General features: G+C 36.3%; 22 protein-coding genes. 1 reads left to right on the top strand and 21 read right to left on the bottom strand.

The genetic code is table 11. From position 1 onward, the window contains the following. Position 1 precedes the first annotated feature (1 nt). From GSQ74_RS06140 to GSQ74_RS06130, 3 genes are read right to left on the bottom strand one after another with little or no spacing between them, the layout of a single operon-like run. Positions 2 to 2245 carry a peptidase domain-containing ABC transporter gene (locus GSQ74_RS06140; protein ID WP_216846680.1) on the bottom strand — a complete coding sequence of 748 codons (2244 nt, stop codon included), beginning with the start codon at positions 2243 to 2245 and terminating at the stop codon, positions 2 to 4. 28 nt (positions 2246 to 2273) lie between these two features. Continuing rightward, positions 2274 to 3482, bottom strand: a complete 1209-nt coding sequence (locus GSQ74_RS06135) for a hypothetical protein (RefSeq protein ID WP_158991111.1) — start codon at positions 3480 to 3482, stop codon at positions 2274 to 2276. Positions 3483 to 3503: 21 nt separating this feature from the next. Continuing rightward, positions 3504 to 4190, bottom strand: coding sequence for a hypothetical protein (locus tag GSQ74_RS06130; RefSeq protein ID WP_158991109.1), 687 nt, complete (start codon positions 4188 to 4190; stop codon positions 3504 to 3506). Positions 4191 to 4259: 69 nt separating this feature from the next. On the opposite strand from GSQ74_RS06130, the gene GSQ74_RS06125 reads away from it, so the two are divergent. Further along, positions 4260 to 5906: a hypothetical protein gene (locus GSQ74_RS06125; protein WP_158991107.1), complete on the top strand. Its 1647-nt coding sequence runs from the start codon at positions 4260 to 4262 to the stop codon at positions 5904 to 5906. Here the strand turns inward: GSQ74_RS06125 and GSQ74_RS06120 are convergent. The 18 genes from GSQ74_RS06120 to GSQ74_RS06035 form a co-directional block, all read right to left on the bottom strand. Further along, positions 5879 to 7240: a TolC family protein gene (locus GSQ74_RS06120; protein WP_158991105.1), complete on the bottom strand. Its 1362-nt coding sequence runs from the start codon at positions 7238 to 7240 to the stop codon at positions 5879 to 5881. The genes GSQ74_RS06125 and GSQ74_RS06120 overlap by 28 nt on opposite strands. 944 nt (positions 7241 to 8184) lie before the next feature. Then, positions 8185 to 9240 carry a DUF2931 family protein gene (locus GSQ74_RS06115; RefSeq protein WP_158991103.1) on the bottom strand — a complete coding sequence of 352 codons (1056 nt, stop codon included), beginning with the start codon at positions 9238 to 9240 and terminating at the stop codon, positions 8185 to 8187. A 1-nt stretch (position 9241) separates the two neighbouring features. After that, positions 9242 to 10867 carry a DUF2235 domain-containing protein gene (locus GSQ74_RS06110; RefSeq protein WP_158991101.1) on the bottom strand — a complete coding sequence of 542 codons (1626 nt, stop codon included), beginning with the start codon at positions 10865 to 10867 and terminating at the stop codon, positions 9242 to 9244. A 5-nt stretch (positions 10868 to 10872) separates the two neighbouring features. Continuing rightward, entirely contained in the window at positions 10873 to 11874 is a 1002-nt protein-coding gene (locus GSQ74_RS06105) for a DUF2931 family protein (RefSeq protein ID WP_254060821.1), read from the bottom strand. Positions 11875 to 11966: 92 nt separating this feature from the next. After that, positions 11967 to 12410 (bottom strand): DUF4280 domain-containing protein, encoded by a 444-nt coding sequence (locus GSQ74_RS06100; protein ID WP_216846679.1) that lies wholly within the window; start codon positions 12408 to 12410, stop codon positions 11967 to 11969. 19 nt (positions 12411 to 12429) lie between these two features. Continuing rightward, positions 12430 to 13335, bottom strand: a complete 906-nt coding sequence (locus GSQ74_RS06095) for a hypothetical protein (protein WP_158991097.1) — start codon at positions 13333 to 13335, stop codon at positions 12430 to 12432. A 74-nt stretch (positions 13336 to 13409) separates the two neighbouring features. After that, a complete protein-coding gene (locus tag GSQ74_RS06090; RefSeq protein ID WP_158991095.1) occupies positions 13410 to 14012 on the bottom strand; it encodes a hypothetical protein in 603 nt (200 codons plus the stop codon). 15 nt (positions 14013 to 14027) lie between these two features. Next, positions 14028 to 14366 carry a hypothetical protein gene (locus GSQ74_RS06085; RefSeq protein ID WP_158991093.1) on the bottom strand — a complete coding sequence of 113 codons (339 nt, stop codon included), beginning with the start codon at positions 14364 to 14366 and terminating at the stop codon, positions 14028 to 14030. 106 nt (positions 14367 to 14472) lie between these two features. Next, a complete protein-coding gene (locus tag GSQ74_RS06080; RefSeq protein WP_158991091.1) occupies positions 14473 to 14820 on the bottom strand; it encodes a hypothetical protein in 348 nt (115 codons plus the stop codon). 2 nt (positions 14821 to 14822) lie between these two features. Then, a complete protein-coding gene (locus GSQ74_RS06075; RefSeq protein ID WP_158991089.1) occupies positions 14823 to 16508 on the bottom strand; it encodes a hypothetical protein in 1686 nt (561 codons plus the stop codon). 2 nt (positions 16509 to 16510) lie between these two features. Further along, on the bottom strand, positions 16511 to 18379 hold the full coding sequence (locus GSQ74_RS06070) for a type VI secretion system Vgr family protein (protein WP_158991087.1): 1869 nt from the start codon (positions 18377 to 18379) through the stop codon (positions 16511 to 16513). 18 nt (positions 18380 to 18397) lie between these two features. Beyond that, on the bottom strand, positions 18398 to 19006 hold the full coding sequence (locus GSQ74_RS06065) for a hypothetical protein (protein ID WP_158991085.1): 609 nt from the start codon (positions 19004 to 19006) through the stop codon (positions 18398 to 18400). A 1-nt stretch (position 19007) separates the two neighbouring features. After that, a complete protein-coding gene (locus GSQ74_RS06060; protein ID WP_158991083.1) occupies positions 19008 to 19901 on the bottom strand; it encodes a hypothetical protein in 894 nt (297 codons plus the stop codon). Between the two features lie 90 nt (positions 19902 to 19991). Next, positions 19992 to 20384 (bottom strand): type VI secretion system tube protein TssD, encoded by a 393-nt coding sequence (gene tssD, locus GSQ74_RS06055; protein ID WP_158991081.1) that lies wholly within the window; start codon positions 20382 to 20384, stop codon positions 19992 to 19994. A 70-nt stretch (positions 20385 to 20454) separates the two neighbouring features. Then, positions 20455 to 20856, bottom strand: a complete 402-nt coding sequence (gene tssD, locus GSQ74_RS06050; RefSeq protein WP_158991079.1) for a type VI secretion system tube protein TssD — start codon at positions 20854 to 20856, stop codon at positions 20455 to 20457. Between the two features lie 107 nt (positions 20857 to 20963). Beyond that, positions 20964 to 21533: an NAD(P)H-dependent oxidoreductase gene (locus tag GSQ74_RS06045; protein ID WP_158991077.1), complete on the bottom strand. Its 570-nt coding sequence runs from the start codon at positions 21531 to 21533 to the stop codon at positions 20964 to 20966. 110 nt (positions 21534 to 21643) lie between these two features. Next, complete coding sequence (locus GSQ74_RS06040; protein WP_158991075.1) at positions 21644 to 23023, bottom strand: DUF5458 family protein; 1380 nt, start codon at positions 23021 to 23023, stop codon at positions 21644 to 21646. A 41-nt stretch (positions 23024 to 23064) separates the two neighbouring features. After that, a complete protein-coding gene (locus GSQ74_RS06035; RefSeq protein WP_158991073.1) occupies positions 23065 to 23502 on the bottom strand; it encodes a type VI secretion system contractile sheath small subunit in 438 nt (145 codons plus the stop codon). Positions 23503 to 23510: the final 8 nt, after the last annotated feature.

Here is a 23510-nt window from a genome sequence, read left to right as displayed (position 1 = left end):
ATTATATAAGGTCAGAATATTTTTCCGCATTTTCGGATGCAGCAAGTTGCTGTTGAGGAACCAGCTGAGCGTCTAAAAATTGGGTTTTTGTAAGCTGATAGTATTGACCCTTCCTTTGCAATAATGATTCATGATTACCAATTTCCATAATTTCACCCCCTTTCAAGACAACTATTTGATCTGCTTTACGGATTGTACTTAGCCTGTGCGCGACAACAATAACTGTCTTATTATAAAATGCCTTTTCCAGAGCATTCACAATTTTAAGTTCATTAATAGTATCTAAAGAATTTGTCGCTTCATCGAAAAAAAGATAATCAGGGTCTTTATACAAAGCCCGGGCTATAAGTATTCGCTGCTTCTGCCCACCGCTTAATCCCCGCCCCATTTCACCCATAACCGTGTTATACCCCAAAGGTAATTGCTCTATTTCGTCTGCAATATTTGCTGTATCAACGGCTCTTTTTAGCGTGTCATAATCAATATTCTCGTCGTCTAAAACGATATTATTCATGATCGTATCATTGAAAATCTTACCGTCTTGCATGACGGTTCCACATTTATCGCGCCATTGCCGAAGACTGATATTATTAATATTCATTCCGCCTATCAAGATTTCGCCGTATGTTGGTTTGTAAAGTCTCAGCAACAGTTTTAATAGTGAAGTTTTACCGCTACCACTATCGCCAACGAAAGCGGTGACTTTACCTTCCGGAATTATAAGACTTATGTTTTTTAATATCAGAGCACCATTCAAGTTATATTGGAATGAAACGTTTTTCACCGTCAGGCTCTTGTTGGCAGGTAATGTGATATTGTTTTTTTGATCGTGTTCTTCTTCATCATCCATCTGGTGTATTTCGTTCAATCTTAAAAAACTGATCTGCGCATATTGTGCAGAAATTATAAAAGAAATAAACTGGTTAATTGGCCCATTAAGCATGCCGATGATAAACTGAACAGAAATCATTACGCCAAATGTTATCTCGCCATTAATAACAGCCTTAGCGGCGAAAAATGTTATCAATAGATTTTTCATACTATCGATACATTGTCCCCCTGATGTTTGCCAATTGGTTATAGTTAAAACTTTTTGATTAAGCTTGAAAAGTCGGGCCTGTATTTTCTCCCATTTCCATCTTTTTGCCTTTTCATAGTTGTTCAGCTTTATATCTTGAATAGCAGAAACAGTTTCTACCCAAAAACTTTGGTTCTTTGCGGTTAAGTCGAAATACTCCCAGTCAAGCTTTCGCCGGATTTTCAAAAATGCCAAAATCCAGCATACATACAAGACGCTTCCAATAAAGAAAAATAAAAAGATGATTTTATTGAAAATGAGTAATATAACGCTAAAAATTAAAAAGGTTATTGTTGAAAAAATAAGATTTAATGAATTATTTGTAATAAAACTCCTGATACGCTCATTATCATTAGCCCTCTGTAATATATCTCCCACCATTTTATTTTCAAAAAAGGTAACTGGCAATTTCATGATTTTTACTAAATAGTCCGAAATAAGTGCGATGTTGACTCTGGAAGTTATATGAAGAAGTATCCAATCACGAAGAGCGTTGGAAAATGTAATACTTAAAATTATAACGATGTTGGCTATTAAAACGATATTGATGAAACTTAGATCGTTCGTATGAATGCCCACGTCAATGACAGCTTTAGAAATGAATGGCAGGGTAGCTTGTAGCAAGGTAGCGACAAGCATGATTACAAATAGATTTATGAAACTAGATTTATAGGGAGAAAAGTAGCCAATAATGTTTTCCAGTTGTTTTTTTCTCTCTATCTTTTCGCCTTCCTCACGTTGTTTGAAGTCGGCTTGCATTTCTAAAACCAATGCAGAACCCTGCTGGCTATTTAAATAGTACCAGTTATTTATAAATTCTTTTAGTGTATAAGTAATGAGCCCTTTTGCAGGATCAGCAACATGAACTTTTTTTTCGGTAACTTTATATACTACTACGAAATGACTGTTAGCCCAGTGTATTACACATGGCAAGGGCATGACTTTTAATTCGCTTAATGATATCTTTAGTGCAAGGGTTCTGAATCCTATACTTTCAGCCGCATAGCTCAAATCCAAAAAAGAAACTCCTTCCCTGGTTGTTCCGCATTTGTCTCTTAAATACTGTAAAGAATAATACTTGCCGTAAAATTTAGAAATCATTTTAAGACATGATGGACCACAATCAATCATGTCCAATTGATAGTCAATAGGAAAACTTTTTAACAAAATCTGGAACTATTCGTAGTTGAAATAATTAATAACTCGTAACATCCTCTCCATCAATATCCTCTTCTACATATTCCGGGAAGTCTTGATATGCCGATGAAGACGGAAGATCGTTTCCATACGGGTCTGTTGGAGGATTATAAGTAGGTATAGCATAATCTGAGCTACTGCTATCATAAGCGCTTGCATTGCTGCCAAAATAGTCCAAATTAGCGAAGTTTTGGCTATTACCTGCACCCGCAGGTACATCGTTGTCATCAGCCGGATCATTACCCCCGTCATTTTCACTGGGGTTAATCGTAGGACTGATGTAATACACTGTTCCCGGAGCATAATCTGGATTTTGCGTCATCCATTTATAAACATTTTGTGTATATTGACTACCATAATCCGCATTAAATAATTTATAAAGACTATTATTTGAATTTACACCTAAAGGTACAGATGAACTCAAACTTCCGACGTAGGTTGTGCCATTGACGAAGTTATTTAGCATGTTATTATAGTCAGCTAATGTACTATTACCATTCTGTAACACATCTTTCCAGGCGGCATCGAAAGCTGTTACAGCAGCAGCTGTTTCATGAGAATTAGTGCCAACCGGATTTGAATTATCCATGCTAATATGGGAATCGGGGGAAAATATACTCAGATTTGCCTGAATATCAAATTGTACATCAGCCATTGCAGCGAAAAGTGATGCGTCTAATTCATTCTGAACGTTTGGTGTGCTCATATTAGTTAAGTGCAATACATCGTTTTGATAGGCATGGAATAACTCATGTGCTATAGTACCAAAATCTGTACAATTTGAGCTATAACTAGTATCCGTAGGCAAATTCCCCAACAGCACCGTATTTGTACTCGACTGGTACGCAGCCAAGGCACTAGTGTTAACTGTGCCATTTGGATTAAGCGGTTTACTATCAGTTATTTTGATAACTGTTTTTGAGTTTAAAAGTCCATTCAGTACGTCTGCTCCAATGGCTGTTTTTGCTAAATCAGTTACTTCCTGAATAAATATCTTCGCATATGCAGATGTTGCCCCTAATTCTGACAAATCAAAAATTCCTTTATTTCCTGCAGTGCCAAAAAGTTGCTGAACCAAATTCGCAGGAATTGGTCCATTTATAGGTGTTACACCGTCTCCGCCTTTTATAAGGCGCTGCTGGTCGGCATTAATAACACAATGTTTTTCCTGTTCTATCTCAAAAATTGTTCTTTTTGTATTTTTCATAGCTTATGGATTTAGATTTGATTAGTGAATGGAGGATAATATGTCTAATAATTTCTCCTGTTTAACAAATTCCGGTATTGACAACAATGAAGGCTTGGTATTCTCACCGATTGAGTGGTAAACAATATTTCTAATTTTATTGTTGTATTTGACCTCATAAATAACCATAGCCCCGTCAAGCTTTAAATAATGGCTAAGTGGGAAATTAGCGGTCGTCAAATGATATTTTCCATAAAGGGCAGCTTCGCTCTGAAGTGAAAAAAGCCCGTTGGCAATTAAACCATTCATTATCTGCTCCCAAGATTCTTTAGGTTTTACAAAATACCTCCGGGTGTATGTATTTCCCCAAGAAGGGATATGCCCAATAAAAGTTAAGCCAGTTTTTGGCGATAGTTTATTGTCTGTGTGTGTAATGGAAATTACTTTAGCTTCCATTTTATCCTTATTACCCGATATCACAAGGATTCGGGCCATTTTTGAAACGTTGTAAAATGTATAACAACGAATCTCCAACTCATTTTGAGATTGAGTTATCGGTTCAATAGCGCCTGTTTTAACTTGGTCATTAAAAACTGAGACAGCGGTGTCGGCAACAAATGGAATGTTTTTGAGCGATGATAAGTCATAATGATCTTGACAAAACCCATTTAACGCTGAAAATAGTAATAAGAAGAAAAACGAGAGTTTTAAAGTCGGTTTAGGTATCATTTTTTATATTGTTAGACAATACGACTAAATTAAAAAGAAAAAATAACTTTAGAAATTAATTTGGAAATAATGCTGGGAAAAGAAGAAATAGGTCAGATAATAAAAAATTGTGCTAAGATTTATCCCAATTCAAAAGGCTTAATGCTTACTGGCAGCCAATTAAATAATGAAAAAATTAATGAGCATCACGATATTGATATTATAATTTTCGGTACGCAGTTTAGTGTAGTTTCCCCGTTTACCCTGACTATTGATAATGTCAAATATGATTTCACCCAATTTCCATATACCGATATTTTCAATACTCTCCTCAATGAATTTGCAGATCCTAGGGGAACGTTACTTTCAATGATCGTAAAAGCAACTATTTTGAAGGACTCGGATACTGAAATATTGCATACTGTTCAAGTAATAGCTAAACAATATTATGAACAAATTAACCCTGCAAATTATGAAGATTTTCGAGCTAGCCTTAAGGAGTTAATCAAGATACGAAAGGATATGGATCGTATAAACGACAATCATCGTAGATTTTTTTTGATCACTGAATTCGCCACGCTTATTAGCAGTGCAGAACTCATTAAGCTTTCTAAATGGAATAACCTCGGCAAGCATAAAGCGGACTTCTTAAAAGAATTTAATCCAAGATTTATAGATAAAGTAAGTGCACTGGTAGAATATTCAATAGTAAATAATACATCCTCAGCTTTAACCCGAATTGGCACATTCATTGACTACTATCTCTCTCTACCAAATAAGCTTCATCACCCTTCTTTGATAAAAAAGAGGTTGATAATCGATTTTAATTACAATGAATTGAGTTATGAATCTTTTATCCTAGACTTGCTGCCATTGTTACAAAATGACGAAAAGCTCTGGGGAAGTTATAAATACTTTTATCTTTCTCCTGCCAACTACAAGAGAATCTATAAGCGAGTGCTAAGTATCGTTTTTGAGATAGAAGAAGACGAAGAAAATTTCGTGAAACAATTTAAAGATTTGATTTTACAGGTAAAGACAAACGTTAACACATCCCTACTTCCAGGCTATTATCAAGTATATAAACATAGTCAGCCGTTTGATCTTTTTCTCGAACCAATATTAATAAAAACAAGCAATATGGTTCGGCAGTCTGTCCACATGAATCGAATATATGATGGGAATCGAATGATATTTACAACCATAATTATCATGTCCTCACTTATTAGTATCATGGGATTGACCGAAGCAGAAGGGCTGAATGTTTGCAAATATTTATTAAACAGGTACTTGTTTACAAGACGAGAACAGGATCAAATAGGTAATCCTATTAAGTATAATGGAACACTGAAAAGTAAATATTCAGCATTAAATGTATTTATCGCAACTCATATCGACGTTATAAAGCCCTGCTTCGAAAAAGGAGTCGAATACGAAAACATTGAAAAGGAACGGCTATACTTTCCGGTAATTGAAGCAATACGTGAGGCAACGGAAAGATATAAAGAAGATAAAAATAACCGTTTCGATGATAATAACCTAACAGGAAAGATTCTTTTTAACGATTACGGCATTTCACAATTTAATGAGGGTGTCACGGCGTGTACAATTTATGAAAACATTATTCAAGGCTTGCTATTGTCCCCTTCACAAAGTGCGTGTGCTCTCTTTTCTGTAATGCGCTTAATTGCAAATAAACAAGATGTTCGTCAAAAATCAATCGAGGTGCCATTATAAAAATTGATGACTTTAGCTTTGAATATAAAATCATATTTAGCAGCGATCAAGCTAAATTTTGCAGAATTGAGTTGAATAAATGCTTGATTATAATCTGTAAAGTTCGCATTTCCAGCGTTGTATCGCTTGTTCATATTTTCAAAGATCTCTTTTGCTAATTCAAGTGATCGCCCTGCCGAAAAATAAGTTGATTTGGCCGCATCTAAATCAGATTTAGATTGCAAAATCACTTTATAAAGCTGACTTTTAGCTATTTCCAGATTTATCAATTGGATCTCTTGATTTATTTTTGCTTTTTTCACGGCAATCTTTGCGCTACCATTATTAAATATGGGAATAGACAAATTCAAGCCTAAATAGCCATATCTATTGTCTCTAAGTTGATAGAAAAAAGGAACTTGTGATGTCTGGAGATTAAATAAAGTAGGCTGGTAATGAAATTCATAAACGTAATTGCTAGCTAAAATACCTGACATTGACAAAGTTGGATAATAGGTGGAATTGGCAATTTTGGTTTGTTCAATTGATGCTCTTAGATTATAATCAGCTTTTTTTATTTCCGGAAGGTTTCGGCTTGCGTAGTTATATAAATCCGAAATATTGGGTTCGATAAAATCGTGTAAATCACTAACCGGTTCGACAACATTAAATTGCTCGTTACTTTGAAGATTCATTAATTGCGCCAACTGGAGCATTGAATTGTTAAATTGATTATTTAAGTTTATTATGGCAATATCTGCTTGCGAAGCCAAATAGCTGTCTTTAGCCGTATCAGCCTGAACTTTTTTACCAACAATTAACTTTTTAGTGTCAATATCTAGTTGTTGTAATGCCAAATCCTTTTGTTGCTTGCTCGCGACTAATTGATCTCTATAACTGAGTATTGATAAATAACTTGAAACTACTTGAATAGTTAAATCATTCTTCAGTTTTTCAGTACTACTCTGGTCACTTTCAAACAAATATTTATTTTGAGCTATTTCATGTACTTTTTCATGGCCCTGGAAAAGTACAACAGTAGAACTGATATTGTCAGCGGACGAAATGGCGTTTTGATCCAAATATAAATTGGTAGTAGGGTCTAAGGTTCTCCCGAAGTTTGCGTTTCCGCCAAGATTAGCGGATAAATTGGGGTAAATACTGATCTTAGATTTGTACAAATCTAAATTAGACGAAGATTCTGTTAATACAGATTGCCGGATTTGTGGATTATCTTTTAGCATTTTCTCAATAGCCTTTCGTAAGGTAATCGTTTCCTGACCATTGCATATTAAAACTTTTGATAACACAAAAAGTATTAAAATTAAAATTGTTTTCCGGTGTAGGTTCATCATTTTCGAATCGCAAATTATGATTTTTTTGTTGCGAAAAAAACTAAAATACGAGCTTTAAACAACCTTATGTTGGTATTCAAATAAAAATTATACGTTTGTACAGCTAACTGCCAATATGATTACAGAATGTTCTCTTTTCTCAAAGGGAACCGATTTTCAATTTATATTCAAAAGGTCCGAACTTCCCGTTATTGTATTTATGTTTCAGTTTATAACGAATTAAACATTACTGTCGCTTTCGGTTCGATTTTATTAAAGCTCGTTTCATCAAATGGTTACTACGCCTATGACTTATATAATATACTGATATAAAGCCTTCTCTTTCATTTTGCTTATAAAAAATATGGCTTGCTTAAACCTTTTTACAGATTAAAAATTATTGTTGGATATAACGGATCGAACTCCTGCTTTCAAGACGCTATTTTTCGTAAGTCTTCCAGAAAATAGTTCGAGAACTGCCCAGTACGGGCTCGAGAATATAAGAGCCTGTAACAGGATCAAACTAAATAAGTTGGGTAAATAATTTCAAATCTTGCATAAAGCGGTTCGAGTTTAGTCCGATTGGGGCTACCCAAGTAATGGAAAAGCCTTTTAGAGTGATCTGAGAGGCTTTTCCTTTTGAGAAAAGTGAGGGACAGGGTATACCTAGAGGTACACACCCTAAAATCTCGAGGTACACAATAAATTCTTTACAAAAGCCTGTATACCAATAAGTAGTATCGGTACTCTGATTTTTCATTTTTTAAATCAGGACACAGTGGTCCTCCCGCCCCGGTGATTCCAGTCAAATTTCTCTTCGTCAACTATTTTAAGATTTTGGCAAGATGCAAAACAGCATGATAGCAGTATTGATAATACTAAAAATGCATTTCTCATATTATCTCATAAAATAAACCTCTATGCATAATTTACCAACCTCGGAAACACACGCTTTGGAATTAAATTTATTGTGCCAAGTAAATCTCACCCTTTGCTTTTAAACGCTCTGTATTTTTGGTTTGGCTTTTCAAAAATATACGATAATGATCATTACCAGGGTTTATTTGAACAGTTAGTTCTGCCTCCTGCTTAGGATTATCACCATAAACTTCTTTGTAAGCATTAAATATTTCCTTTTCATCCATATTTAATTCCAGTATATATTTCTGCTTTTTTCCCGCCCAGTCGTCCATCCATTGAAAAGCTACCTTTTTTATTCTTGCCCTCGGCGAAAATTCATTTTTCAGAAGTTTATCTAATACCAGATCGTCCTGTTCACCATTATAAAATTGCATATAAATGCTACTTGTTTTGGCGTGATGAGATTGATCAAAGATCATTACAGGCCGTATATTAAAGCGTTGTCTATAGCTATCCCACAAGCCCAGCTGCAACCCTTTTACTTTAAGGTTTTCTACCGCCGCAGGCTCGTCCTCTAATGTTGATTTACAAAGTGCAGTACGATCATGCGTCATATCTGATGAGAAACCTTTGGCGGCTATGTATTCCCCCATCGTCATATTTGATTCTTTTGCCTGATATCTGCCTATTTCTAACTGATGATTTATTCCCTGTATCCATACCACAACAACCCCACCTGGTGCCATACCCACTGCAATACAATCATAGGTAGCCGGTTTTAAGGTTACCGGATCGGTATACCCCTCTTTAAACCATTTAATTATACTATCTTTTGGCAGATCAAACCTGCCTGAAAAAAACTTATTCTCGGTGTATGATAACCAGGTTATTTCTAATTTTACTGGTACGGGTTTAAACTCGTCTCCAATAATGGCCGTTGACCCATGTTTACCCCACCCGTTTTTTATAGGATCGGCACTTGGTATTGAAATTTCATTACCATCTTCAAACAGCAGAAAGCCTTTGGCAATGTTCATAGGGTATAATTCAGGTGCGCACTCGGTGGGCAACCATTGAAATTTTTCTATAGTTTTTTTATTTTGGCAAGATGCAAAAAAGTATGATAGTAGTATTGAGCATACTAAAAATGCATTTCTCATATTATCCAGGTAAAACTAACCGTTCACGTTTTCCGTCTACCATTCTTGGATAGTTGGGCATCACGCGGAGAGTAGCTCTGTCATATTTGGCACTGAAATGCAGATAACTATATCTCAAATTAATCAAGTCCTTATCTTCCGGGCTTATTGTATTGGTCATTAAAACTTGAGGCTTAGCATAAGTATTATCTATTGCGTTATTAGCCGACTGACTGTGCTGCGCGATTTCGAAATGCGGCTTCGTATAATGCAACTGGACTGGGTCGCCATTTTTAAACGCATACTTATTTAATCTGTCGTATATTTGTTCCAACAATTTGTTCCCTTTTATTGAAGTTTTAGCATTAGTTCTCAACCCGTCTATATCAAAAGGGATGGGGTTCGTTTGCGCATCTACCTCTAATGCAAACTGACACATTATATATAGCGGAATAAAACTATATGTATTAGGCAGTGCAGGCTTTGTACCCGATAAACAGTGTTGCACAGCAAGCAAGCCCCCTCCATAAACTGTATGCTTACTTAAGTCATTCCGTTTATACCATCCTTCTTCTACAAGCCATGCTGCCTGTTCATCTAATTTGTCATTAAAAATCTCTTTTGCTCCATTAATAACATTGGCGATGGGATTAATCGCATTGTAACCGTCTATTTGCATTAGCCGCTCAATGTAATCGTTATCCTTTTCATTTTCATATGAGCCACCAACATCACTATGAACACCCGGCAGACTAAGTTGTATGCCCTTTCTGCCGGTACTGTTAATATTGGTAAGTGGGAAATTTGCCCTATGTTCATCAGCCGCAGATAACTGAACTGCTTTGCGTGCCAAAGCAACGGCATTAAGCTTAAGTTCTTTAGTATCATCAGTAAATGGCTTCGGGGTATCTGTTGGGGATGTACTAATTACAGCTGACGGGATTAAACTTTCAGAATAAGATGCCACCGTATCGAACAAGCCTGCAAAACGGATAGCAACATTATTTATATGGACTTTTTGTTGGTTACAGTAAGCCCCCAAGTATCCTCTCATAGGAAATTCTTCAAAAGGAGTTTCATTATGGTATTCATCAGTATAGTAGGTAAAACCAGGATCACCTTCTCCTGCTGATACAATTTTAAGGTTTGATTTATAAGCAGCCTTTGTTATTTCATAAATAAAATGCCTGGCGGCGGCGGCACCCCGGCTAAAACCAAAAACATCAACCGTTAATGTACCAACTTTCTTTTGTCCATTAATTTTTGGTACAGCTTTTAAATTATCAGTTACGAGCTGACAGGCTTTGGCTACACGGGCGGGAATACCGCTCTTTCCACGGCCGAGTCCTTCGCCATTCAAAACATCATCAGGCTCATCTTTAAACGTACCCATCCCTTCAATATAAACACCATAAACAAAGGGTTTTTTAGATTTATAATTTTTAAATAACCTTGCTACATTAGAGTAGGCATTTTCATAACTGCTACCCTCATCAAATTTAGTGCCTTTCGGTGCATTACCACGTGTATCGGTATTATACATATTATTACCGGTTCCGTCAAAAAAAACTGTAACGGTAACATCTGTAAGTGGTGTAACTTTTACCTTTTGATTTCCTGTCCCAGATTCTATTTTTGCTAAACCCATAATTGTTAATTTGCGTTATACAATGAAAATTCCCCTTTTTGTTTTAACAACTCCACTTTTTTATCTCCTACTTGTAAATATATTTTATAGTGATCGTTCCCCCGGTTAATTTCAGTTATTAGCTCACCTGCTTGATTTGGATCATCCCCGTAGGCTTCTTTGTAAGCTTTAAACATTTCGGCTTCATCAAACTTAACTTCTAAAATGTAATATTGTGATTTTCCTCCCAGCGAATCTGTCCAGCCTATGCGCATATCTTTAACCATAGCACGCTGTTTAGAATCATTTTTTATCCATTTTTCAGCAAATAAAGTTTCCTTCTCTCCATTGTAATAATTCAAAATTGTATTATCAATTCCTACATGGTGATTTTGGTCAAATTTTATAATTACCTGCTGGTTAAATCGCTTGCGATATTTATCCCACAAGCCAAAGGGTATACCGTTTTTGTTAATATTGTTAAGAACGTCTTTTTGTGTGGATAGCTCTTGCTTTACATATGAATTTTGATCTACCTTAATATCGGTTCTTCCGATAAAATCCTCCATATTCACTTTTGTTTCCACAGCCTGGAATCTCCCCACCTCTACATTAACATCGCCTCCGTTCACCCAAACTACAACTACCCCGCCGGGTGCCATACCCGCTATTATATTATTATAATCCATACGTTGTATTGCTAACTCGCCATTATCTTCGCGAACCAGCTCTTTATGGCCTTGCTTAAAAAGTTGTAAAATTTTATCGTGCGGTAATTGAAAATGACCTTTATAAAATTTATTTTCGGTATAAGAAAGCCAGGTAATATCTAACGCTACCGGTATTGGTTTCATCATTTCGCCCACTGCTGAACTGCCGTTTTCCTGCCCCCAGGTACCATCTTCAAGATTTGGAGAAGCAGGGCTTACCCCGTCGCCATCGGGATAAATATAAGTACAGCGATAAAGCTCCATCGGGTATAAATGGGCCGCACCAACTCCCGGCGACCATTCAAATGTTTCTTCCATTTGTTTATTTGTTATTTTTTCTTTTTTATCCTGGCAAGCTACCCAGCTAACTGAGCAGCACAACAGTATTAATATAGATAGATGTTTTATTTTCATATTGCCTTTGCATTAACCAGAGGATTTATTTGTGCAACAGAATTTGAGGCACTTTTTTGAACATCTTGCACAGCGGGTGATGCAGTTTGCCCATGCCAGGTTATCGTGATGCAATCCTTTGCTCCTGTAGGACAAGTAGCTTTGCTGCTATCAATCAAGGGATGACCACCGGTTTCAATGGTTACTTTATCGTAAAAATCACTCCACTCGGTTACATTTACTTTACATGCGTTGTTATTCATTTTACTGCAATCACCAAAAAATGGCGACTCAAAGGGTTGCCCTAATTCTTTATGTGTAGCTAACAATTTTTCGCCGCCCTGGGGATCATTTATATAATGCTTCTTTTGAGTGAGCACTTTAAACTTGGCAGGTGATTTGCCAAATTTGCACTGGCACATTGCGCCGGCACATACCATAAATCCTGTTTTATTACCCATGTTCTTTTCTAATTAATTACTAAAAAACAGACCACCAACTTTTAGATTTTGCATCTTCCTTTTCAGGTACTGGTGTTTCCTTTGTTTCAATTTGATAACCGTTTAACCATAAATGATGTTCACCTTTATCGGTAATAACAGTTGCATGGCAGCTAATGTTTCTGATAGTATGGCCTGGAATATCTATATCATACGTTGCTTCAAGTTTCCCGCTTAAAAGTGTTTCGCCTTCAATTATGGTTGTGCCATCCAATGCAGTTTCAACAATTAATGCCTGTGACTTATTATCAAAGTTGGGTTTATCTATCCTGATTGTTCCATTAAAAACCAATGACTCCTGAAAACCAAAAAACGGGAGATTAATTGATAGCGGTTTTGCCTTTCCAATATTATACTGGCCGATAATTGGGCTGAAGAATAACGAAAGCCAAAGATCTGTTGTTATTATTTTTTTTAATTGCTGCGGCTGATTTAATGCCTGTTCAGTTGCATCAATATATTGCAATGCTATATCGCCACCAAAATCCCGAAACAGAATCTCTTTAGCTTCTGCAAAGCGTTTTTTTATTATTTCAGTATTAAGCAAACTTTTTATAATTCCATCCTTACTTGCTGCAAACTCAAAAGGGTAGCAGGGTTCCGCACAGGCAATAGCTAATAATTCAAGAGGCCCTTCCGGCCTTATATTATCTAAGTAGATATTATTTTTAGATATTTCCCAGGTAGCAATATCATCCTTTATCTCCTTGCAATGCATCGCCATATCATAATACATACTTTTTTCACCCGAGGCAGATTGCCAGTTTACCTGCACACCATAGATACGCTGCATATCCGAATAATGCCACTGTACCACAGGACCTCCACCTCCCCTTTCATTGGGTTTTTCACCAGGATTTAGTATTGTGTCTGTTATAGCTGTCATTTAAATAGTATATTGGGATAAATCATAAACCTATCTTTCTTATCCCTTTAGGTTATTACTGTAAACATTGATCGCTAAAAGCGTAACGACTTTAGTATTCCACTATATAATTTATCATCCAGTTTCACACCATCCGTGTAAATTTTTATGGTGATCTTTCCGTTTGATAAATAGATATTCTCACAGCCATCTAACAACTCCGATATAACATCGCCATTACTTTTCACAATGCTTTCGCCCCGACAAACGTGTACCTCCTGTAGGCCTGTCCATCCGTTACCACTTATTTTATTGGCTTTCAGGCTATCGTCTGTTGGAGTGTTGAAGTAATAATCACCATTGGCCCGTTTATCATAACCGTAAATCGATAACGTCGAATCTAACGTCAATTTACTAATTTCCATAGTAAATATATATCCTTTATTAGCAGCGTATTTTTTCCGGGCGTCCGGTGTGACTGCTTTGCAATTATAGTAAGACTCATCGCTGCTTGGAGTTATTTTTAGATAAGCGGGTATTGAAAACGAAAAGCCATACTTTTTGTCAAAATAGGTATTAACCCGCGAGTTACGATTACTGGTATTAGCCAGCGCAACCGCGTTGCAAAAGAACAGCGCTATTATTGTAGCGAGTAGTATAAACTTTGTTGAACGATATGACTTATAATGATCTTTCATATTAATTACAACGGGTTATTGTACAAAAAGGTCATTTGTTAAAAGACCTGCGGTCATGTACCAGATGAAAATGTAAGCCGTTAAAAAAAATGCACAGCACAGAATAATTAATGCCGACAGATATAAGGTCCAACGTATTTTAACTTTTTTATATAGCGCATATATTATCAGGTATGAAATTGTGGCTGGGGTGCTTAGCACAGCTCCATAATGTATAAAAATATATACTATTGAATTGAAAGTAATATGTGGGACGGATGATCCTATATTCAATACAAACCAAAGGGTAACAATTATATCTGACAATAAAAATACAATTACACTATAGCCAATTATTTTATATATATTTTTCATAGTCTTATTTTTTGCTGGTGGGTTTCCCAGAACTAAAAGCGCTTTTTAATCCTTCTTCAACCTCCTCTATTCAAAACCATGTATGAATTGAATTATGCTATGAAATTTAAAAACGAAACAATGAACTTACAAACGATTCTTTATCTTCAATATGATAAAATATCATATGCAAAATAAACCAATAGGATATAAAAATAAATAATATGAATATCAAAGCCATAGATAGTGTTGATAGAAATAAATTTTTTATTCTTTTCAATAAAAAGACAACCACTAAAAACATTAAAGTAGTAATTACTCCAGCTGGTAGTCCTACTTGAGATAATATTTTTATAATAGATTTGGTATCAAAATTCATTAGAATATGATCGCTTATATACCAAAAAGTTATACCAATCGAAGTAATTGAAAACATTATCAAACTGATGATGGTTATTTTTTGAGAATTTTTCATAATTATTTCTTTTTATAACCAGGATTCACTCCTGAACTAAATGCGCCTTTTAACCCGCTTTCAACTTCAGGCCAAAACCGAGTATGGCTCAAACTATGTGATACCATAGCTAAATAAGGTATTGTCCCAGGTCTTTTGCCTATATCCTTAATTTCTTTTTCATCTTTTTCGGTAACTAAATTTGCATTGTATTTAGTAACAAGTAATAAATATTTTTTCAAATTTCCCTCTAAAATTTTAAGTTGTTTATCTAAGTCACCGGTTACAATATATTCAGCATAATTCACATAATCATAAATCTTTGATATTTGAGACGGTTTAATAAACTGACTAAATAACCTCATTAACAGATCTTCCAAATTATTACTATGTACAGCATTTTGTGTTCCTTTTAAAAAAGCATCAAATTGATCTTTTTTATTGCGAGAGTTATATGGGTCGTATTTAAAGATAGGTACATCTAAAATAGATAGTTCTTTGGTTTGTTTTTTGGGATTCCAAGATGTCTCATCAATACTGTCAGTAATTCCTTTGCTTTCACCAAAAATACCGGCCAATAAACTTAATATATAACTATCCTTAACACCACTTTTAATATCAAATAGAATATTTAAGACTTTTAAACCTTGAGTCAAATTTAAATTTTCCACCCATGTTACTTTATCGTATTTTTCTTTTGAACTACTATAATTTTCATGTACATCATAACTCCATTGAAGGAGATTATTTAAAAGATTGACGAATGAGTTTTTTTCTTTTTGCAGATTAGAATTATCAATTTTTAGTGAATTAATATACTTGATAAGCTCTGAGGTTATTAGGTTAATGCCAAAGAAAGCTTTTGTCATTTCTTTCCATGCCAAAATTGCTTTTTCATCAGAATACCAGCCTTTTAGGTAATTTGTAATAGCATCAGTATTTACACTTTTAATTGTTCTTATCCCTTCATCAAATTTATCCATTTGGAAGGATTTGAGCAGCACTTCCAAATCCACCAAGCTGAAATCGGCTACAAGCTGTTGTGTTAAATCATATTCATTGTGTACGTTAATAATTTTGCACTCTTTATGAAGTTTTACATGATTTAATTGATGCTTTTTCTGAAAAAAAGGAGTGGATAAATAAGTAATACTTTTAATTTTCCATAGTTTAGGGAATCTTTTATCTGTTACAATCAGGTTTGTAAACTGGTTGATTACATTTCCCCCATGTGAGTGCCCTATTAAATGAAGATGGGTTTCGTGATTTTTATAAGCAGGGTATACTCTCATCAATAAATCCAACAAACGATCTGCCGCTTTATTTCTTTCGTCTGTATTGTTAGCACCAGACCAGCTAAAAAAACTACCTTCTATATGCAAATCAAGATACTGCGGCGCTAATTCCTTTGTTTTTTCCCAAAAACTTTGCAGGCCGTCTTGCCAATAGCTTGTATTTGCTTGATGTTTTAAACCGGCGATGTTTATAGGATCGGTAGTTCCTGCAACAAACATTACAACATCAACAATTCCTTTTTTATGCGGCGGAGACTTAGGCGCACCAAATTTAACCCCTTTGTTTGCTCCGGATTCAAGTACGCTTTTGCCCGCCGTATTTATAATATGCCGGCCTGCATAAATATTGTAGTCGCCATCAACGGTTTCTGTAATGGAGCCGCCGGCTGTTTCCGAATAATTGCCTCCAGCCATAATTAATTATGTTTAGTGTTTTGGCCGCTGTTATTTTGTAGTTCCTCCTGCGCGTGCTTATTAATATTACCGTTTGTGCTGGTAATCTGCACATCCTGACCGGCCTGTTTACTCACCGATTGCCCCTGTACACTTATATTGCCGGTAGCTACCTTCTTAATATTTGCCGCTTGCAGGCTATAATCCTGTACAGCATTATGCAGCATCATTGCTCCGGCGTTATCTGTAATATCAGCTCCCGCGTTACTGGTTATATTTTGCCCGGCATTGTTGTTAATAGCTGTTCCTGCGTTTGATAATATATTAGCGCCTGCATTTAATGTGATGTCTCCGCCTGCTATCACCGTGAAGTTTTTAGGCGCGGTAACGCTGATGTTTCCCTGGCCATCCATATACCATATATTCCCTGACGGATCTGAAATAGTGATGCTGCCCTGACTATCTGTATCATTAAAAAGAATAAGACAGCCGCTGCGCGTACTAAGGCTTTTAAGGTGATTATTAACCTGCTGAATGCTATCGCCATTGTTATTATGGTACACACTACCCATAACTACAGGCCGCGCTATATTTCCTTCTTCAAAACCTACCAGCACCTGATCGTTTAATTCGGGTATGGCTATAAACCCACGGTTATTTTGTCCCTGGCTATTGTTACCGGCACTTGGGGTAACTATTCTTAACCATTCCGTATCATCATTTGAGGTACATTGCCATTTAAATTTAACCTTTATCCGGCCTTGCTTACCAGGGTCGTCATTGTCAACCACGGTAGCAATCTGCATGTCTGGTTGTGGCTTTTCAACCTCTTTAACGGGCAAGCGTTCTGTATCTGAGGTTACACCTTCAAATGTGTTTTGATAGTGGCCTACGCCATCTATTTGATGATAAACGGCAGTAACCAAAAATTTACCGAACTCCTGCACCTGGAAACTAACACCAGTTCGTGTACTCATGCTAATATTAAGCACTTTGCCCAAGCCAACCTGTGGGTTATCGCCATTGCCCACAATGCTCACCAAATCTGACACAAGCGCTTTTTGTTCGTTATTTACAAAATCATTTATCTCTTTAGTAGTATTTACCCTAACAGATAAAGGCTCGTTATATATTTTACTGAAAACTTTATTTGAGGCATCAATCGCGTGTGAACTGTCGGGGTTGCCGCCCATTGCTGCCTGCGGTTCAGCATAAAGCAATTCGTCCAATGTTGGGCTATATGCAAATTTGTTTTGTTTAAGGGGCGCTATCTGTAAAGCATATTGCAAACTATGCAGATCGCGACCATAAATAAGGTTCACTTCGTCTAACTTGTCCGGCTTACCAAAATTTAGTTTAACCCCATCGTAATAAAACCATTCATAATACTCGGCCGACAAGCGATTGATAAAATCATAATCACTTTCGCGATACTGGATTATGTAATCAATAACAGCGCCATTGGTTGGTTGTATATTAAACTGAAGATCGTTTTGCGGGGCATCCTGTGTGGCTAATTGTACAATACTTTTTAAATTTTTATTCAAGTACGATCCCAAATCCGGCCCTCTATCCAGCAATATACCCGGGCTAAAACCACTAACTAATATATCGCCATTAAACCCATGGCTTTGCGATAGTTCAACTTTGGTTACAATACCACTAAATACATTGTCACCGCCGTCGGCAGTTCCAAATTGTACCGTTATATTTTTACCTATAAAGCTTTTAGATTTATCCAGCGTTACCGCATTATACTCCTCAACCATATCATGGTTAAAGCGTAATTGAAAGGTGTGATGCTCGTTAAAACGCTGATCAAGGTTAAAGTTTGAAAAATGCGTTATAGCGGTACCTTCAATATTTATTTCTACATTCAGTTTCTTTTCCATAATTCAGCATATAATCCATTAGCTTTTAACAGGCCATGGGCAGAAATAACTGATAACTTTATAATGGCCTTTTACTTTGCCAAACACAAACCCATATGAAGTTTCTTTATTATTGACTTGCACATATTGCTGCTGCAATTCATATAATGTGCTGCCTTTATCAGTTACAGCTTTTAATGTTTTATAATAACTCTCATTCGTATTATTATCAATTTGAACCAGGTTGTCTTCGGTGCTTGCAGGTATTAACCTTATGGCATCCTTAGTAAAAATATTCCCTGCATATTGCGGATATTCCTGCTTTGTAATTAAGCCATCCGCAGGGCTTATAGTGGTTGCTTTTAAATCTTCATTACTCCACTGGGGCTGTGTTTGTAATGGAAAGTTTAGAAATGTACTTAGTTTTTGCTTATCACCGTTTTTCACTCCTTGTTTAAACGCCTTTAAAAATTGCCTGAACTCCTTTTCATCATTGTTTACAGTTTGGTTTTCAGTGTTTTTTTGTTGTTTAACCTGCGCGGGCTTTGCTTCGTTGTTAACTGAAGCGCTTCCTTTGCATCCATTGTTTAACAATAGCAGCCCGAAAAAAAGCAAGCCCGAAAAAAAATATGTATCATTTCTTTTCATTTTAATTTCGCGGGATACTGATGAGGGCCCTATCTTCCATTCGCTTAAGTATCACAGCAGCTCCCATTTGTTCTGATACGGCATTGGCACTGAAGGTTCTGTCCTTTGTATATTTACCTTTTACATATTGATTAGAATAACTCCATAAATAAGGCGAGTTAATCCCCCTATTGGTGTAACCGAAACCATTGTACCCTTCTAGTTTTTGCAATATAAATGGCAGGCTCCAATTGGTTACTTTATCGTAGTTCATTAACTTTAAAGCATCAACAGCACTCTCTTCAAATGTAAACGGAGCGCCATGACCTACTTTTGGTCGATGAACCGGTACGTGTATTGTGTAACCGGATAGCGGATCACCGTTATGAAGGTGCTTTTTAAAACTGAATGAACATTCAAGGTAATGCACACAAGCAATAAAATACCAGGGGATAGTTGAACCACTTGAAAAATAATTGTTTATGCCCAGTATACTGCTGTTTTGCAAGGTACTGCTGTCAAAAAAACCTGTATTATTCAAATAATTACCTGTATCCCTAAGCACCGGTGCTGTATTTAATATGCTTACAGTTTGCTGGCCTGACTGAACCGATGTTAAAGAAGAACCTGAATTATAACGATCAAAAAAAGGTGTATAACCCGAAGCGAATAGTCCCTGGTTTAACGGAAGGTTGCCGTTGCCCAAGCGCACCAGATTGGCAATACTTTCATACCGACTGCGGTTAACAGTAATATTCTCATCAATAGCTTTATCAACCTGGGCTAGCTTGTGCTTATTAATCTTGCAAGAGTTAAAAAGCAACAAATATTCCATAGCCGTAGGTATCGATGACTTTATTACTTTTTTTTTAACGGTAGGTAAAACATGGCCTATTATTCTTTTTTTCTTCTTCATAGGTTTAGTAAAGAATGAAATAAAAAGCTTTGACAAAATATGGAGAAAGCATATCAATACTTTCTCCGTATTTACTTGTGATCTAAAAACTTATTGTGGCCAATCGTTTTCATGTTGCGCATTACCAATTTTAAGGGTGCGCGCGGAAATAACGAAGCTTAAAGTCATTGGATTATTACCCGTTATAGAAATACCTTCATTATACTGGATAATATATCCTTCTGTAAACGAAAGCTCTTTCATTTTTGCATCTTCGTCAGATTTTTTGAAAGTTATAGTGCCATTGATGGGCTTGTATTGGTTATTAACCATTGATTCAATAACCGACGTATCTTCTGTTGATTCAACTTCTACCTGAATTGTACCGCCATATACACCTGATGATGGACGGCCTTTGGCGTCAACATCCCTGTTTAATGCATAACTGCATTGCAGTACATCAAACGTTTTTGCGCCTAAACTAATTGTTGCTTTGAAAGCCATGATTTTTAAATTTAAAAGTTAAATAATAGACGGACCTGTACAGGCCGACCCAATTTTGATCAAAAATAAATTAATTAACCTTTCCAGGCCAATCATTTACATGCTGCGCATTGCCTAATGTGATCTTACGTGCCGAAATCACAAATTTTAAGCTCATTGGTGAGTCACCTGTAATATCCAAACCTTCCTGGTAACTTACAATGTAACCATCTTCAAAAGATACTTCTTTCATTTTAGCATCTTCATCCGATTTTTTAATTTGTAAGGTGCCTGCAATCGGCTTGTACTGGTTATTCACCATTGCTTCGACGATAGAAGTGTCTGCGGTCGACTCTATTTCTACATCGATTGTACCGCCATAAACGCCTGAGGATGGGCGTCCTTTTGAATCAACATCGCGGTTAAGTGCATAAGAGCAAGTAAGAACATCGTAATCCTTGCCCGAAAAATTTAGTCTTGCTTTGAAAGCCATAACGATAAATTTTGAGGTTAATAATAAATAAATGGATATTGCTTCTCAATATCTGTTTATTACAACGAATGAACTTTTTTTTTGTTTTACGAAATGTTTATTATTTTTTAGATAAGTTTCAACCCAAAGGAATGTAACTTTTGAAGCCATTTTTTGCTATACTCGTTTTCCAGGGAGTATAAATGGCCAATAGTACTGGTGTGCACCGGGGTGATCTGCCGTTTCTCGAGCATATTTTTTTTAATAGCCAAATAGGTGGGGTGTTTATTGGCTTGCCAGTCTGTCCAGGCAGGTTCATCTAGTATGGATATTATCCTCGCAGATCTTCCACCGAAATGATTCATCGTGCTTCTTTCATTACTGATAAACACCTGGTCGGGCATAAATACACGATCAAAAAAGCCTTTTATTTTTGTGTTTATCGAATCTTTATAAACTGGGCAAAAAATAGCAATATGCTTTGCCCATTTTAGTAAGCTGATGGCTTGTTGCAGATCGGGCTCATTTTCAGTAGCGTGTAATGAAAATTGCCTATTGGAGTTAAATTTCATATCGGCTATGATAAGTTCTTTTATCATAACCTGTGAAGTTGTCGCGCCGCTTTTATAAGCGTTAATTAATGCCGCGGTGGTTTCACTTTTATCTATGTCTGCATTGATAATTAATAGCTGGCCCATTTGTTGCAAACATAGGCAGTATTTAACAATAAATAAAGTTGAGCATTAAGTTAAATTAACACAAAAACAGATCAGCCATATAGTTGATACGGCTGATCTGTTTACAACAATTATTGTTGCTTGTATTCTGTATCCCAGGTGGTGCTTTCGTCGTCACCTTTTTGGCCGTCAAGTTTTACCACAAAACTTTTTGCCGGGAAATAAGGGGTAATATTAATATCCAGGTGTATCCTGTCTTTTTGTTGTTCATCCCGTTCAAAACGAATAATTTTGAACCGTTCGATCAGCCTGTCTGGGCCCTGAATATTATCTAAGAATTTTACTATTTGAGAACGTAGGTCCTGTTCGGTTTTTGAGTTCCAGTTTTCAAAAGCTCGCCTGTTTAAAAAATCAAACAATACTTTAGTTATGTAATCAAATACCCGCACCACCGAGTAGGTTTGTAAGCCAATATTATCCCCATTAAACAATGTTTTGGCAGAGAAAGCCATCACCTTACCGTACTCATTAACCATTGGTACAAGGCCTATGCGTTCAAGGTGCGAGATCTCACTTTTTTTCAAGTCAAAACGAACACCATCAACTTCGTTCACTGCACCGTGTTTTTTACCTGCGGTAACCTGCGACATTAAGGTATAATACATTTTACCTGCAAGCGCTGCTGAACCTGGTACATACAGGTCTTCTTCTTCACCCGCTTCTGCAACCTTCCCACGGCCTACAAGCCAGTTACAGGTCATTATCGTATTAGATTTAAAGGCATCCCCACCAGTTAAATTGGCAGATGTAAAAAGGTCTATTACATCATCAGGCTGTTCCAGATCGGCAAAATCGGTAACCAGCATTACCTTATTATCAAAAGCTATTTTTGACCAGCGCTCAACCACTTTGTTTGAGCCCAGATAGCCGGGTATTACCAGGATTGAATAATTTTGTCGCAGATCAAGCCTGTCATAATTTTGCTTTAACTCGTTAGCGGTATATTCAATAAACCTTGGGTTATCCAATTCCTTTAACTGATCAAGCGAGGCATTCATAACCACCAGGTTCTTTAGCTTATCAGTTTCGGTATTTTTATAAAAAAGATGCACAGAACGGTAAGCCTGCTCAAGCTCGCGCGTCGCCTGCAGAGTGTTAAATAAATTCTTACTTAAATTTTCCTCAGCATTTTTCAAGCTCTCGGTGCTTTTTTCAATAGTTTCACTTACTGATGCACCTTCTTCCAAGGCATTTATCCATTGGTTAAGCTTTAGTTTTAGCTCTTCGCGTTCACTTTTCTTTTCATCATCTGTTAAAAAGATCTGTTTACGGGCTTTGCGCTCAGGATTAAGATTTTGCAGTCCATCTATCGTTGCTTCTAATAAATCAAAACCACCTACGCGCGAAAGTTTATCTAAACTATCCTGTAATGATGTTTCCCTGGTACCTTTAGCTTTATAGGCCTGCTCTTTGCTATTTTCATTAAGTGACTGGTCATTTGCTGTTGCCATCGTCTATTTTTTTAATGTTTAGGATTGTGATTAAAGCGCTGTTATTGCAACTCTTTAACTATACTTTTTAATACATCAATAAATGCCTCTTTAGTTTCGGCATTATCAAGTGTTGACTTTAAAGTTTTATTTGTTTTAAGCTGCTTAATGATATTTGAATACATTTCGCGTTGCAAGTTTAGCTTGCGCAGATAGTCGCTTTGTACTATCAGTTTTTTAGGGCTAAAATCTCCAAGTGTTTCAAAGTGCAAGGTTTCACTTACATTTGATCCATCTTGTTTTTCCATAGCAACCCTAACCTTAGGTTTATAGTGCTTAAAAACTTCTTCAACATTTTTTAGCCCTTCTACCTTTTCAGGCTTCAGCGGTTCATTGTCTGTAAGTTTTTGAATAAACAGTGTTTTATTTGGAGCAATGTCACCAAATGCTTCTGAGGTATCGACCTTTTTTTCGTTTCCTCCTATTTCGTAGTTAAACATAATTTTCT

It is taken from the genome of Mucilaginibacter sp. L196 (genome assembly GCF_009765905.1).
Classification (GTDB): Bacteria; Bacteroidota; Bacteroidia; order Sphingobacteriales; family Sphingobacteriaceae; genus Mucilaginibacter.
This window is presented reverse-complemented; position numbering and strand designations above follow the sequence as displayed.

Excerpts from the sequence above, each read along its gene's own strand:
- GSQ74_RS06135 (WP_158991111.1), bottom strand. The coding sequence starts at position 3,482 with ATGAAAAATACAAAAAGAACAATTTTTGAGATAGAACAGGAAAAACAT.
- GSQ74_RS06130 (WP_158991109.1), bottom strand. The coding sequence starts at position 4,190 with ATGATACCTAAACCGACTTTAAAACTCTCGTTTTTCTTCTTATTACTA.
- GSQ74_RS06125 (WP_158991107.1), top strand. The coding sequence starts at position 4,260 with ATGCTGGGAAAAGAAGAAATAGGTCAGATAATAAAAAATTGTGCTAAG.
- GSQ74_RS06120 (WP_158991105.1), bottom strand. The coding sequence starts at position 7,240 with ATGATGAACCTACACCGGAAAACAATTTTAATTTTAATACTTTTTGTG.
- GSQ74_RS06115 (WP_158991103.1), bottom strand. The coding sequence starts at position 9,240 with ATGAGAAATGCATTTTTAGTATGCTCAATACTACTATCATACTTTTTT.
- GSQ74_RS06110 (WP_158991101.1), bottom strand. The coding sequence starts at position 10,867 with ATGGGTTTAGCAAAAATAGAATCTGGGACAGGAAATCAAAAGGTAAAA.
- GSQ74_RS06105 (WP_254060821.1), bottom strand. The coding sequence starts at position 11,874 with ATGGAAGAAACATTTGAATGGTCGCCGGGAGTTGGTGCGGCCCATTTA.
- GSQ74_RS06100 (WP_216846679.1), bottom strand. The coding sequence starts at position 12,410 with ATGGGTAATAAAACAGGATTTATGGTATGTGCCGGCGCAATGTGCCAG.
- GSQ74_RS06095 (WP_158991097.1), bottom strand. The coding sequence starts at position 13,335 with ATGACAGCTATAACAGACACAATACTAAATCCTGGTGAAAAACCCAAT.
- GSQ74_RS06090 (WP_158991095.1), bottom strand. The coding sequence starts at position 14,012 with ATGAAAGATCATTATAAGTCATATCGTTCAACAAAGTTTATACTACTC.
- GSQ74_RS06085 (WP_158991093.1), bottom strand. The coding sequence starts at position 14,366 with ATGAAAAATATATATAAAATAATTGGCTATAGTGTAATTGTATTTTTA.
- GSQ74_RS06080 (WP_158991091.1), bottom strand. The coding sequence starts at position 14,820 with ATGAAAAATTCTCAAAAAATAACCATCATCAGTTTGATAATGTTTTCA.
- GSQ74_RS06075 (WP_158991089.1), bottom strand. The coding sequence starts at position 16,508 with ATGGCTGGAGGCAATTATTCGGAAACAGCCGGCGGCTCCATTACAGAA.
- GSQ74_RS06070 (WP_158991087.1), bottom strand. The coding sequence starts at position 18,379 with ATGGAAAAGAAACTGAATGTAGAAATAAATATTGAAGGTACCGCTATA.
- GSQ74_RS06065 (WP_158991085.1), bottom strand. The coding sequence starts at position 19,006 with ATGAAAAGAAATGATACATATTTTTTTTCGGGCTTGCTTTTTTTCGGG.
- GSQ74_RS06060 (WP_158991083.1), bottom strand. The coding sequence starts at position 19,901 with ATGAAGAAGAAAAAAAGAATAATAGGCCATGTTTTACCTACCGTTAAA.
- tssD (WP_158991081.1), bottom strand. The coding sequence starts at position 20,384 with ATGGCTTTCAAAGCAACAATTAGTTTAGGCGCAAAAACGTTTGATGTA.
- tssD (WP_158991079.1), bottom strand. The coding sequence starts at position 20,856 with ATGGCTTTCAAAGCAAGACTAAATTTTTCGGGCAAGGATTACGATGTT.
- GSQ74_RS06045 (WP_158991077.1), bottom strand. The coding sequence starts at position 21,533 with ATGGGCCAGCTATTAATTATCAATGCAGACATAGATAAAAGTGAAACC.
- GSQ74_RS06040 (WP_158991075.1), bottom strand. The coding sequence starts at position 23,023 with ATGGCAACAGCAAATGACCAGTCACTTAATGAAAATAGCAAAGAGCAG.
- GSQ74_RS06035 (WP_158991073.1), bottom strand. The coding sequence starts at position 23,502 with ATGTTTAACTACGAAATAGGAGGAAACGAAAAAAAGGTCGATACCTCA.